The sequence below is a fragment of the Polaribacter uvawellassae genome (assembly GCF_039748955.1).
GTDB lineage: Bacteria > Bacteroidota > Bacteroidia > Flavobacteriales > Flavobacteriaceae > Polaribacter > Polaribacter uvawellassae.
The window spans coordinates 833457-847103 of sequence record NZ_JBDIZN010000001.1 but is presented as its reverse complement, the minus strand read 5'-3'; the positions used below and the strand labels follow the sequence as shown (position 1 = coordinate 847103).

Here is a 13647-nt window from a genome sequence, read left to right as displayed (position 1 = left end):
GAAGAAAGAGAGAGTAAATTTTCTTTTTGGGAACTTCAAAGTGGCTTTACTTGGAAATGGTTGCAAAATGAATATTTTGAAAATCGCTCAAAGAAACAGCTTCGTAAAAGAGTCAATGAAAGATTATTTCAGAATATAAAAGAAGTAAGAGAATACTTAACTAATATTAGTTCTGAAAGTCCTTTATCAGAAAATGATGCAAACTCACTAATATTAAGATTGATTTTTATAAGATACTTAATAGATAGAAAAGTAAAAATAGATAAAACTTTTATATCAGGAGAATTAGATGATGTAAATGAGAGAAGAAAAAGCTTTATAAATTTAATAAAAGAGCCATCAAAACTAAATTTATTATTTCAAAAATTGAATACTAAATTTAATGGAGTATTATTCAAAGAATTAGATGTTCTAATAACTCAAACTAAATCAAATTTTTTAGCTGATGTTCTTAAAGGGGAGTTGCAAGATGAAGATAATTTATTTGAAGGATTCTTTTTTGAAATTTTTGATTTTTCAATTATTCCTGTTGAAGTTATTTCAGGAATTTATGAATCTTTAATAGATGAAGAAACAAGGAAATTAGATTCAGCAGTTTATACACCGCCTTTTTTAGTTGAGTATGTTTTAAATGATACCGTTGATAAATATTTAGAAAAAGAAAACAACTCGGAATGTAAAATTTTTGAAGTTGCGGTTGGTTCTGGAATTTTTCTTGTACAGAGTTTAAGAAAAATGATTGATAAGGAACTAGAATTAAATCCAAATCAATCTCCTAAAGATTTTAGTGAACGAATAAGAAATATTGCAAAAAGAAATTTATTTGGAATTGATATAAATGAAGAGGCTTTAAAAGTAGCTTGTTTTTCTATATACATTGCATTATTAGACTATCAAAACCCAAAAGATATTGATGTTTATGAGTTTCCTAATTTGCTGAACGAAAATCTATTTAAAGCTGATTTTTTTGATACTAATCACACTTTTAATAATTTAATTCAAGAAGATAAACCAAAATTTATATTAGGTAATCCACCTTGGAAAAAAGATAAATCTAAAAATCATTTAGATTGGGTAAATTCGACTAAAACATATTCAAAAAAAATAAAAGGTGAATTAGAAATTGCACAATCTTTTCTTTTGAGGACTAAAGATTTTATGAATGCAGAAACACAATCTGCATTAATAGTAACGAGTACTCTCTTTTATAATATTTCAGGAACTACAAAGGAATTTAAAGATGATTTTCTAAAAAGTTTTTGCATTAAGAAGTTTTTTGATTTATCTCCTGTAAGAAGATTGATATTTGATAAGAAAAATAGTCCAGCAAGTATTGTTTACTTCAGTTTATCAAAAGAAAAAGATTATCTGAAAAATATAATCAATCATCAGTCAGTAAAATCAAATCATTTTTTAAAGCACTTTAAAATTTTAGTAATTGAAAAGTACGATCAAAAAAATATTTTACAAAAATTCTTTATAGAAAACGATTGGATGTTTAAAGTTGCACTTTATGGTAATACGTTAGACTTTTTGATGCTTAACAAAATTATAAATAGTAAAGGTTCAATTTTAAAAAATGAATTTGACATAAAGGGGGCTGGAATTATGAAAGGTAATCCTGATGTTTATCCTGTCTACAGTGATATAGTAGGAAAGAAATGTATTAAAAACTCAGAAGTTAAACATTTTTATTCTAATGATAAAAACCTGGGACTACTAAAGGCAGAAGATTGTCATTTAAAAAGTGGTAAGATAAATGGATTATATAATGGGAGTCAAATACTATTTAAGGAACAAGCTGAAAAAGAATCCTATTTAGTAATATCAATTACTTCTTCCCCTGTAGTTTTTAAGAAAGGAATATTTGGAATTAATTCTTTTAATATTGATGATATTCGTCACATATATAGCTTTTTAATTTCTAACTTATATGAGTATTATATATTTATGGTTTCAGGTTCTTGGGGAACATCAACTAGACCTCAAATTAGATGGAAAGAAGAGTATTTATCTTTTCCAATAGTAAAACCTGAACAAGTGGTAAAGAATGAATTAATTACTCTAGTTAATCAATTTTTACAATCTTTCGAATTACATTATGAACAAGAGTTTCGTCAACAAAATTTACCTGTAAACAAGTTTATCTTATCTAAAATAAATGATATAATTAATACTTTATACAAAGTAAAAGGCTATGAAAAAGACCTTATTAACTATGCTTTAAATGTTTCTCGTTATCAGTTTCAAGAAAGTAAACAATTTTTAGTTTCTGACTTTACTTACACTAATAAAAATCATTATAGAAATAAAGAGTTTGTTTTAAATGAATATGCAAGTGTATATATTGAGGAATTTAAAGAAATTTATAAGGATGAATATATTCAAGTTGAAGTTTATCCTTTAGAACACTTTATTGCATTAAACTTTGTGTTTTCAAAAACTAAAGTCAATAAAGTAATTAATTACCCAAAAGATAAAAAGAATGAAGCTGATGTTTTAAAACGATTGGCAAATAATTTAAGCATATCACAAATTACCGATACAAAAGACCCAACTAAAAATTTATTTATTCAAAAGGATATAAAAGGATTTGAAGATAATTCTTTTTACATTATAAAACCAAACGAATATAAATGTTGGCACAAAGCAATAGCTTGGTACGATGTAGCAGAGTTTAAAGAGGCAATTCAAGAAGCTGAATTAGACGAATCAAACAAGTTTGCTTAATGAGTTTAAACGCAACAACTTTTATAAAGAATAGAACAAATTCTATTTCGTTTACTCAACAGAGAATTAATAAAATTTTAACCTGTGTTATTATTAGTTATGAAAAAATTATAGCCAAAGGTGTTACTTTTGATTACTCTAAAAAAGGTAAAGTAAAAAAGGAAGATTATTTAAGGAATCGTTTAGTTGATGATTACCTTGAATATGAGTTAGAAGTTATTGATAATGGAACAAATAATTTCACTATTAATAAAGAGACATCTGAAGAATATATAAATTTAGTAGATAAACAATTACACGATGACCCAATTGATATTCATATTGTTGATTATGCTTTGAAAAATGCTTGGTCACAGGGAAGTAAGCCTTATTTTGCAATAGAGTGTAAAAGGTTAAAAACTTCAATATCTGGGTATATTGATGATACAATAAAGGCTAGTAAACGAAGTTATTCTAAATTTAGATTACCTTTTGAAGGACAATTAGGGTTTATAGAAAATAAAAACTGGAGTTATATAAATGTTAGTAATAAAGTAAAAAAGAATTTAGCTTCAAATACTAATATTGTAACTACCAAAAATATTCGAAATTATTCTGTAAAAAATAAATTTAACGGTTCTTATGTTTCTAATCATCAAAAAATAAACAATAATTTATTTTCTATTTATCATTTGTTTCTTGATTATTCTAATCTAGTGGTAAATTAACATCAATAAATACCGACACAAAAACCGACACAAAAAAATATTAAAAAAGTAAAAAGCCTTGATAATCAATTGATTATCAAGGCTTTTAGCGGTCTGGACGGGACTCGAACCCGCGACCCCCTGCGTGACAGGCAGGTATTCTAACCAGCTGAACTACCAGACCGTTGCTGTTAGCGGATGCAAATATAAGTCGGATTTTAATATTTGCAAAAGAAAAAGAAAAAAAATTACAAAAACTTTCTTCTGCTTATCAAGTAGCTTGTTAAAACGGTTTCAAAACCATCGTTACTATTTACAGCAACATAATCTATTTGATATTGCAAGCATTTTAATTTCAACTCATTAAAGTAATTATTTACCGATTTTTGATAAGCTTCTTTAATATTTGATGAATAGATATTAAGCGCATCACCAGTTTCTACATCTACAAATTTTTTGGGCGAATTCTCAAAATCAAAATCCAATTCGTGCTGTTTATCGTAAGTATGAAACAAAACAACCTCGTGTTTATTGTATTTTAAATGTCGTAAAGCGTCAAATAAAGCATCTTTATCTGTATTTGTTTGAAACATGTCTGTAAATAAAAAAATTAACGAACGTCTGTGAATTTTTTCAGCAATTTCATGTAAAAAACGATAGGTTTCTGTGGTAGATTTTGGATTGGAATTCAACAATTTTTCTAGTTGATGCAAAATCATTTTTCTATGGCGATCACTTCCTTTTTCTGGCGCATAATACTCATAAGAATCAGAATAAATACTTAAACCAACAGCGTCTCGTTGTCTTTTTAAAATTTCTGATAACGAAGCAGCTGCAACTGTAGCAAAGCCTATTTTATTTAAGTTTCCTAATGTTTGGTTTTTTACTATTGGATAATGCATCGATGCCGAATTGTCAATAATAATATGGCAACGGAGATTGGTTTCTTCTTCGTACTTTTTAGTATATAATTTTTCTGTTTTGGCAAACAATTTCCAATCAATATGACGTGTACTTTCTCCGTTATTATATAATTTATGTTCAGAAAATTCAACAGAAAATCCATGAAACGGGCTTTTGTGCATTCCTGTTATAAAACCTTCAACTACTTGTTTTGCAAGGATTTCAATGTTGCCAAGAGCATTTTGTTGTAATTGATTTTCTAAATTCATTATTTAATTTCTTGCGCTCTAAACAAATCATCTACTGTTTGTAGCAATTTCATTTTTAAAATCGGATTGTAATTTGGGTTTTCATTCAAAAAAGTTTGAACAATATCATAAGCTTCTTTTGAACTATATTGCCCAACAGAACTGCTCAACCATCCTTTAGGAAAGAAAATATCTCCAGTTAATTGAATTTCTTCTAAAATTGCTAAACATGCATTAATATGTTTTTGTCCAGATTTTTGTCTTAACGGATGATGAATATTGCTTAAAGCTGATTGCACCCAAGATTCTTTTTCTCTGTTTTCTTTATTTAAAAGCGATACCATAAAATTATCTCTAATAGTTTCATCTTCTGACAAAGAAGGCAACAACCATTTAAAGCGTTCTAACCTATCAGGATTGCTAATTCTAGTTAATTGTTTAGTTAAAATTTCTTTTGATTTTGGGTGTTGATAAATTGCTAATTGCGATGCAATTCCAGCAAAATCATTTTCATTTAAAAAGAGGTCCTTTATTTTTTTGTTTTTTATCCAAATTTGATATAAAACTTCTTTTCCGTTTTCAGAAACAGCAATAGAACGATACAACCCAAACAAAGTTCTTTTCATGTTTGCAGGAATATTAGATTCTAAAAGTTTTAAAACTCTTTCTTCTACTATTTTTTGATTGTCTTTACGTTGTTGTTCTGTAAAAAATGTCCAATAAATGCTTGTTATTCTTGCTGAAAGATAATTAGAAATCAATTCGTTTTTCTCGATTAACAATCCATTTAAGAACGTATTAAAAGTAGAATTTGCATCCACTTTTTTACTTAAAAAACTTTCATATAAATTGATGTAGGCATAACCTCTTGCTAAATCATCTTTAATGGTTTGATAGTTTTCAATTGTGTTTACATTTAAAGGAAAAACTCCGTAACCAAAACCATTATAATTATAAATAATTTGAATTGGTTTCTCTAACCCAATGGCTTCTTTAAAATCAAACTCATTATCAGAAATTATAACATCTAATATTTTAATTTCATTATCATAAACAAATCCAATTTTAAAGGATTGCGTCCATAATTTATCTGTTCTATCTTCCGCTTTTTGATAAATTTTAAAAGAAGTAATTTTTCCGTTTTCGTACTTTATTTCATCAGAAACAATTGGTCTCCCAGAACTATTTACCCAAACTTCGCTCCATTCTTTAATGTTTTGTGGAGATTTTTCATCCAAAATAGTTACCAATTCATTCCAATCTGCATTAGAGTTTGCGTAGGTCTTTATGTATTCTTGAATTCCACTTTTAAAAGCTTCTTTTCCTAAAATACTTTCTAACTGACGCATCATAATTGGCGCTTTGTTGTAAATGATTCTTCCGTACAAAGAACCTGCGTTTTTTAAGTTTGCTAAGTCTTGCCTTATCGCATTTGTCCCTTGAGTTCTGTCTTCAGAATAAGCACTCGGGTAATGTGTCATTGCAAATTGCAATCCGTGATTTACATCCGGAAAAACTGGATTCATTATTTTATCTGCCATAAAATTAGCAAACACTTCTTTCATCCAAACATCGTTAAACCACTTCATGGTAACCAAATCTCCAAACCACATATGTGATGTTTCGTGAGCAATTAATTTTGCTCTTCCTAACTTTCTGTTTTGTGTTGCATTTTTATCTAAAAACAAACTAGATTCTCTATATTGAATAGCACCAACATGTTCCATTCCGCCATATTGAAAAGGCGGAATTGTAGCAAAATCCATTTTTTGAAACGGGAATTTATACGCCGTATAATCTTCTAAATATTCTAATGCTTGTTGATGAATTTTAAATATTTCATCTACACTTTCAGCGATTTTTTCTTCATTATTTTCTCTAAACAGCATTCGCATATCAAAAGCTCCAGGGTTCTGAATGGCTTCACTAAATTTACCTGCGACAAACGAAAACAAATACGTACTCATTTTATCTGTTTCGTTAAATCGATGTTCTGTAAAATCGTCTTGACGTATTTGCTCTTTTTCAAAAGCGCCACATAACACTTTCCAGTCTTTTGGAGCAACAATTGTAAGTGTATAATTTGCTTTTATATCTGGCTGATCAAAACACGGAAACAACGTACTTGCTCTGTCCGGAACTAATAATGTGTATAAAAACTCATCGTTTCTATTCAATGATAATTCTCCTGCAATAAAATCAATTTCGATATTATTCTCTCCTTGAGATAAGTAGTTTTTAGAGATGATTATATGCTCATTTTCATGCTTTATTTCTGTCCCTTTTCCGTTTACACGAATTGCTTTTATATTTGATTTTTTTTCGTTAAAATCTAAGATTAAATCATATTTTAAATCTGATATTGTTGCAGTAATTTTTAACTGGCTTGGAATTGCTTCTGCTTTTGTCTTTGGAATATCAAATTTTAGTTGATACTTAACATTTGAGACTTGTTGCTTTCTATATGTTGCTAGTTCTAAAGAAATTCCTTTTTCTAAAAAAGCACTCGGATTTGATTCTTTTTCACAAGAAGTAAAAAAAAAGAGAATCAAAAAAACAGAAATAATTGGTTTCATCTAAATTCGTTTAATTTCTAAAAGTAAAAAAAGGTTTGACTAACGCCAAACCTTTTCTTATATATAAATTGTTAAAACAATTTGTTTTTACATTGCTGCATCAATTTTACTTGTGTACACATTTTTAGGTGCTACACCAACTTGCTTGTCTACAACTTCTCCGTTTTTAAATACTAAAACTGTAGGAATATTACGTACTCCATATTTTGCAGCAAATTCTTGATTTGCATCAACATCTACTTTACCAACAACAGCTTTTCCTTCATATTCTGCATGAATTTCATCAACAATTGGCCCAACCATTCTACACGGTCCACACCAAGCTGCCCAAAAATCAACCAATACTGGTTTGTCAGATTTTAATACTACTTCTTCAAAGTTTGCATCTGTAATTTCTAATGCCATTATATTTATTTTTAAGTTCTTAATTCGATTGTACTTTACAAAAGTAATCAAATATTTTTCTTTTACATTTATAAAAAAATTACTTTTTACAATAGAACTATCAACATAACTTATTTTAAAAAATTGCGCTGGCAATTGCTTTAATATTAGTTGATTTTCCCATAGAATAATAATGCAAAACAGGCACACCTGCTTGCAGTAATTCTTTAGATTGCTGAATGGTCCAATCTATTCCTGCTTGTCTAACTTCGTTATTGTTTTTACAAGCATCTACTGATTTTATTAAATCTTCAGGCAAATCAATTCTAAAAACTTGTGGTAATAGTTGTAAATGACGTTTTACTGCAATTGGTTTGATCCCTGGAATAATTGGAACATGAATACCGATTTCTCTAGCTGCCTCTACAAAGTTAAAATACTTTTGATTGTCAAAAAACATTTGAGTAACCACGTAATCTGCGCCCGCATCAACTTTTTCTTTTAAGCGTTTTAAGTCAGATTGCATTGAAGGTGCTTCTAAGTGTTTCTCTGGATAACCCGCAACCCCAATACAAAAATCTGATTTGTCTTCTACATCCGCCATGTCATGCAAATATTTTCCATTGTTTAGATTTTGAATCTGATTTACCAAATCTTTTGCAAATAAATGCCCACCTTTGGTTGCTTCAAAATATTTTTGATGACTCATGGCGTCACCTCTTAACGCCATTAAATTATCTATTCCTAAATAATGACAATCTACCAATAAATATTCTGTTTCTTCTTTTGTGAACCCTCCACACAATACATGCGGAACAGTATCTACATCATATTTGTGCTTTATTGCAGCACAAATACCCAAAGTTCCAGGACGCATTCTTGTAGTTTTTCGATCGAATAACCCTTCTTTATTTACATAAATTTGTTCTTCTCTTGAAGTTGTTACATCAATAAAAGGCGGATTAAATTCCATTAATGGATCTATATTGCTATACAATTCTTGAATATTTCTACCCTTTTGTGGCGGTACAATTTCAAAAGAAAATAAGGTTTTTCCGTTTGCTTTTTTTATGTGTTCTGTTACTTTCATAGTTTTATATTAATTATCTGCTATGGTTGCATGCAACCATTTTCTAGCTTTCTCCTTTGTAATTCCTTTTCTATGTGCGTAATCTTCAACTTGAGAATTTGTGATTTTGCCAACACCAAAATATTTAGCTTCCACATTAGCAAAGTAATAACCAGATACTGCTGCTGCTGGCCACATTGCCAACCCTTCTGTAAGCTGAATCCCTATTTTTTCTTCTACATTTAACAACTCCCAAATTGTTACTTTTTCTAAATGATCCGGACAAGCAGGATACCCAGGTGCAGGGCGAATTCCTTTATAACTTTCTTTAATTAAGTCATCATTTGTTAAGTTTTCATTTGCTGCGTAACCCCAATGTTTTGTTCGTATTTGCTTGTGTAAGTATTCTGCTAAAGCTTCGGCAAATCTATCTGCAATTGCTTGTGCCATAATTGCATTATAATCGTCGCCTTTTGCTTTATAACTTTCTGCCAATTCTTGCGCACCAAAAATACCAACACTAAATACACCCATATAATCTTGTCTGTTTGATTCTTTTGGAGCGATAAAATCTGCTAACGCATGATTAGGAACTCCCTCTCGTTTTTTTAATTGCTGACGTAATGTTCTAAAAACAGCAATTTCTTTTCCTTTCTTTTGGATGGAAATATCATCATCATTTATAGAATTTGCTTCAAATAAACCAAAGATAGCTTTAGGTTTTAATAATTGTTTTGCAATAATTTCTTGAATCATTTGCTGTGCTTCATCATACATGATGGTGGCTTGTTCTCCAACAACCTCATCTGATAAGATGTCAGGGAATTTTCCGTGTAGTTCCCAGCTTCTAAAAAATGGACTCCAATCTAAAAAAGGCAACAATTCTTTTAAACTTAATTGCTCTAAAGTCTGAATTCCTAATTCGTTAGGTTTTTTAATTTCTGATGAATTCCAATCAATTTTATATTTTCTTTTTCTTGCTTCATCAATAGAAATGTATGATTTTTCTTTGCCTCGTTTTAAAAACTTAGTTCTGAATTCATCATACTCATTTTTCAATTTAGCAACATATTCTTTTGATGACTTTTTATTCAATAAATCACCTACAACAGTTACTGCTCTTGACGCGTCATTAACATGAACAACAGCGTTTTTATATTGCGTATCAATTTTAACTGCTGTGTGGGCTCTTGAAGTTGTTGCTCCTCCAATTAATAATGGCAATTCAAAATTTTGACGTTGCATTTCTTTTGCCAAATAAACCATTTCGTCGAGTGAGGGTGTAATTAATCCCGATAAACCAATAGCGTCAACACGTTCGCTTATTGCCATTTCAATAATTTTTTCTGGCGGAACCATGACACCTAAATCAACGATTTCATAATTATTACAAGCCAATACTACACTTACAATATTTTTACCAATATCATGTACATCACCTTTTACAGTTGCCATTAAAATTTTTCCTACTGGTTCTTGCTTATCTGTTTTTTCTGCTTCTATAAACGGATTTAAATAGCCTACCGCTTTCTTCATTACACGGGCAGATTTTACCACTTGCGGTAAAAACATTTTTCCCGCTCCAAATAAATCTCCAACCACATTCATTCCAATCATTAAATGCCCTTCAATCACATCAATTGGCTTTGCAGCTTCTTGTCTTGCCTGTTCAATGTCTTCGATAATAAAAGCATCGATCCCTTTTACCAATGCGTGCGTAATTCTTTCTTGTAACGCATTTTCTCTCCAAGATAAATCTACTCCTTTTTCTTCCTTTGAACCTTTTACCGTTTCGGCAAAATCTAATAAACGCTCAGTTGCATCCTCTCTTCTGTCTAGAATAACATCCTCAACGTGTTCTAATAAATCTTTCGGAATATCATCATAAACTTCTAATAGAGCCGGATTTACAATTCCCATATTCATTCCTGCTTGAATAGCATGATATAAAAAAACTGAATGCATGGCTTCTCTAACTCCATCATTTCCTTTAAACGAAAACGATACATTACTAACACCTCCACTTACAGAAACATTTGGTAAATTTTGTCTTACCCAGCGTGTAGCTTCAATAAAATCGATTGCATTTCTTTTGTGTTCATCCATTCCGGTAGCCACAGGAAAAATGTTTAAATCAAAAATGATGTCTTCAGAAGGAAAATGGACAATATCCACCAATATTTTATAAGAACGTTTTACTATTTCTATTCTTCTTTCGTAATTATCTGCTTGCCCATCTTCATCAAAAGCCATTACAATTACAGCTGCTCCATATCGTTTTATTTGTTTTGCTTCCCAAATAAATTTTTCTTCACCTTCTTTAAGTGAAATAGAATTAACAACGCATTTACCTTGTACAACTTGCAATCCAGCTTCGATGATTTCCCATCTTGAACTATCGATCATAATTGGAACTCTACAAATATCAGGTTCTGCAGCAATCAGGTTTAAAAAACGAACCATCGCTTCTTTTCCATCAATTAAACCGTCATCAAAATTAATGTCGATAATTTGCGCTCCTCCATCAACCTGATGACGAGCAATGTCTAATGCTTCATCAAACTGACCGTTTTTTATCAATCTTAAAAACTTTCTTGAACCTGCTACGTTTGTCCGTTCACCAACGTTGATGAAATTACTATTTTCGTTTAAAACTAATGGTTCTAAGCCAGATAATTTCATATATTTTCTCCCTTCTCCAACCTCTCCCCAAGAGTAAGAGGCTTTTTCAAACTGCTTATTTTTCTCTTTATCGCTCATTTTAAAATGATGTTATTTTTTTTATGATTTAAAACTCGAAAGGTTTTAAAAACCTGACAGGTCTCCTTTTTATTTTCCTAAACCAACTTCCCTTTGGGAAGGGATTGAGGGATGGGATCTCGGTTTGTACTTAGCTGCAATATTTGCAATAACTTTAATATGCTCTGGTGAAGTACCACAACATCCTCCAATAATATTGATTAAGTTTTTCTTTAAATATTCTTCAATTTGCGCTCCCATTTCTTCCGGAGTTTCATCATATTCACCAAATGCATTTGGTAAACCTGCATTTGGATGTGCAGAAATTGCAAAATCAGTTTTATGAGCAATTGCTTCCAAATGCGGTTGCAATAAATTTGCTCCTAACGCGCAATTAAATCCTATAGATAATAACGGAATATGAGAAACCGAAATTAAAAAAGCCTCTGCAGTTTGCCCAGACAAAGTTCTGCCAGAAGCATCTGTAATTGTTCCGCTTAACATAATCGGAATGTCTATGTTTTTCTCTTCTTTTACTTGTTCAATTGCAAATAAAGCTGCTTTTGCATTTAAAGTATCAAACACAGTTTCTACCAACAACAAATCAACTCCGCCATCAACTAAAGCCTCAACCTGTTGTTTGTATGCAACTCGTAGTTCATCAAAAGTTACTGCTCTAAATCCTGGGTCATTAACATCTGGAGACATACTTGCTGTTCGGTTTGTGGGACCAATTGAACCTGCAACGAATCGTGGTTTTTTAGGATTTTTCTTTGTAAATTCTACTGCAACTTCTTTGGCTATTTTAGCTGATTGGTAATTCAATTCGTACACCAAATCTTCTAGTTGATAATCTGCCATTGCAATGGTAGTCCCAGAAAATGTATTGGTTTCAATAATATCTGCTCCTGCTTCAAAATATTTAGCGTGAATTGTTTTTATTGCTTCTGGTTGTGTAATAGAAAGCAAATCGTTATTTCCTTGTAAAGGTGTTGGATAGTCTCTAAATCGCTCACCTCTAAAATCTTCTTCAGAGAATTTATACTCTTGTAACATGGTTCCCATGGCGCCATCTAAGACAAGGATTCTTTTTTGGAGTTCTTTATAAATATTAGGCATCTTCTAAAGCTTGTTTTAAATCGTTTATAATATCATTAACATGTTCTAACCCAACAGAAACTCTAACTAATCCGTCAGTCTCTAATCTATCTTCCATTGATAATTTACTGTGTGTTGTACTTGCAGGATGTGTAACTATGGTTCTTGTGTCTCCTAAATTTGCTGACAAAGAACACATTTTTATTGCATTTAAAAAATTTCTTCCTTTTGCAATTCCGCCTTGTACTTCAAAAGCAATAATATTTCCACCTAAAAGCATTTGTACTTTTGCGATTTTATACTGTGGATGCGATTTTAAAAAAGGATATTTTACCAAATTTACTTTTGGATGGCTTTCTAAAAACTCTGCAATTTTTAACGCATTTTCACAATGTTTTTCTACCCTTACCGCTAAGGTTTCTAAACTTTTTGACAATACCCACGCATTAAAAGGAGACATTGCTGGGCCTGTATTTCTTGAAAACAAATAAATTTCTCGAATCAATTCTGATTTTCCAACGGCGATTCCGCCCAAAACCCTTCCTTGTCCGTCAATTAATTTTGTAGCTGAATGAATGACAATATCTGCGCCAAAATTAATAGGTTTTTGTAAATACGGCGTTGTAAAACAATTGTCAATAACCAACAATAAATTATGCTTTTTTGCAAGTTGACCAAGAAATTTTAAATCTAAAATATCCACTGCTGGGTTTGTTGGCGTTTCTGCATATAAAATTTTTGTGTTTGGCTGAATTAAGCTTTCAATTGCATCAACTTCATTGACTTTAAAATAACTCGTTTCTATATTCCATTTTGGTAAGTATTTAGTAAACAACGTATGTGTTGACCCAAAAACAGAGCGACAAGAAACAATGTGATCTCCTGCATCTAATAAAGCGCCAAATGCTGAAAACACCGCAGCCATTCCTGTAGCAAAAGCATAACCTGCTTCTGCATTTTCCATCGCAACAATTTTATTGACAAATTCTGTTGTATTCGGGTTTGAGAATCGACTATAAATATTCTTTTCTTTTTCTTCTGCAAACGAAGCTCTCATATCTTCTGCATCATCAAACACAAAACTTGAGGTTAGATATAACGGAGTAGAATGTTCAGAAAATTGCGTTTTTTCTGTTTGATTTCTGATGGCTTGTGTTTCGAAATGGATATCATTCATAAATTTTTATTTAAAATTTAAATAATTAAAAGATTCA

General features: G+C 30.6%; 9 protein-coding genes and 1 tRNA gene. 2 read left to right on the top strand and 8 right to left on the bottom strand.

The annotated features are described in order from the left end of the window. The first annotated feature begins 60 nt into the window (after positions 1–60). Together ABDX67_RS03840 and ABDX67_RS03835 are read left to right on the top strand one after the other, a co-directional pair. Positions 61–2730, top strand: a complete 2670-nt coding sequence (locus ABDX67_RS03840; protein WP_347173633.1) for an Eco57I restriction-modification methylase domain-containing protein — start codon at positions 61–63, stop codon at positions 2728–2730. After that, positions 2730–3437, top strand: a complete 708-nt coding sequence (locus tag ABDX67_RS03835; RefSeq protein ID WP_347173632.1) for a hypothetical protein — start codon at positions 2730–2732, stop codon at positions 3435–3437. Before ABDX67_RS03840 ends, ABDX67_RS03835 begins: the two co-directional genes overlap by 1 nt. 89 nt (positions 3438–3526) lie before the next feature. Here the strand turns inward: ABDX67_RS03835 and ABDX67_RS03830 are convergent. The 8 genes from ABDX67_RS03830 to ABDX67_RS03795 form a co-directional block, all read right to left on the bottom strand. Further along, positions 3527–3600, bottom strand: a tRNA-Asp gene (locus ABDX67_RS03830). Positions 3601–3664: 64 nt separating this feature from the next. Beyond that, positions 3665–4588 (bottom strand): DUF58 domain-containing protein, encoded by a 924-nt coding sequence (locus ABDX67_RS03825; RefSeq protein ID WP_347173631.1) that lies wholly within the window; start codon positions 4586–4588, stop codon positions 3665–3667. After that, positions 4588–7143 (bottom strand): M1 family metallopeptidase, encoded by a 2556-nt coding sequence (locus tag ABDX67_RS03820; RefSeq protein WP_347173630.1) that lies wholly within the window; start codon positions 7141–7143, stop codon positions 4588–4590. The genes ABDX67_RS03825 and ABDX67_RS03820 overlap by 1 nt, the downstream gene beginning before the upstream one ends. Before the next feature lie 87 nt (positions 7144–7230). Beyond that, complete coding sequence (gene trxA / locus ABDX67_RS03815) at positions 7231–7548, bottom strand: thioredoxin (protein WP_347173629.1); 318 nt, start codon at positions 7546–7548, stop codon at positions 7231–7233. A gap of 115 nt (positions 7549–7663) precedes the next feature. After that, positions 7664–8617, bottom strand: coding sequence for a methylenetetrahydrofolate reductase [NAD(P)H] (gene metF, locus ABDX67_RS03810; RefSeq protein ID WP_347173628.1), 954 nt, complete (start codon positions 8615–8617; stop codon positions 7664–7666). A 9-nt stretch (positions 8618–8626) separates the two neighbouring features. Next, entirely contained in the window at positions 8627–11278 is a 2652-nt protein-coding gene (gene metH, locus ABDX67_RS03805) for a methionine synthase (protein WP_347173726.1), read from the bottom strand. 147 nt (positions 11279–11425) lie between these two features. Next, positions 11426–12454 carry a homocysteine S-methyltransferase family protein gene (locus ABDX67_RS03800; RefSeq protein ID WP_347173627.1) on the bottom strand — a complete coding sequence of 343 codons (1029 nt, stop codon included), beginning with the start codon at positions 12452–12454 and terminating at the stop codon, positions 11426–11428. Continuing rightward, positions 12447–13610: a trans-sulfuration enzyme family protein gene (locus ABDX67_RS03795; protein WP_347173626.1), complete on the bottom strand. Its 1164-nt coding sequence runs from the start codon at positions 13608–13610 to the stop codon at positions 12447–12449. The genes ABDX67_RS03800 and ABDX67_RS03795 overlap by 8 nt, the downstream gene beginning before the upstream one ends. Positions 13611–13647: the final 37 nt, after the last annotated feature.

Bases quoted from the DNA above. Each gene is read 5' to 3' on its own strand.
- metF (WP_347173628.1), bottom strand. From the start codon at position 8,617: ATGAAAGTAACAGAACACATAAAAAAAGCAAACGGAAAAACCTTATTT.
- ABDX67_RS03835 (WP_347173632.1), top strand. From the start codon at position 2,730: ATGAGTTTAAACGCAACAACTTTTATAAAGAATAGAACAAATTCTATT.
- metH (WP_347173726.1), bottom strand. From the start codon at position 11,278: ATGAAATTATCTGGCTTAGAACCATTAGTTTTAAACGAAAATAGTAAT.
- ABDX67_RS03825 (WP_347173631.1), bottom strand. From the start codon at position 4,588: ATGAATTTAGAAAATCAATTACAACAAAATGCTCTTGGCAACATTGAA.
- trxA (WP_347173629.1), bottom strand. From the start codon at position 7,548: ATGGCATTAGAAATTACAGATGCAAACTTTGAAGAAGTAGTATTAAAA.
- ABDX67_RS03800 (WP_347173627.1), bottom strand. From the start codon at position 12,454: ATGCCTAATATTTATAAAGAACTCCAAAAAAGAATCCTTGTCTTAGAT.
- ABDX67_RS03795 (WP_347173626.1), bottom strand. From the start codon at position 13,610: ATGAATGATATCCATTTCGAAACACAAGCCATCAGAAATCAAACAGAA.
- ABDX67_RS03820 (WP_347173630.1), bottom strand. From the start codon at position 7,143: ATGAAACCAATTATTTCTGTTTTTTTGATTCTCTTTTTTTTTACTTCT.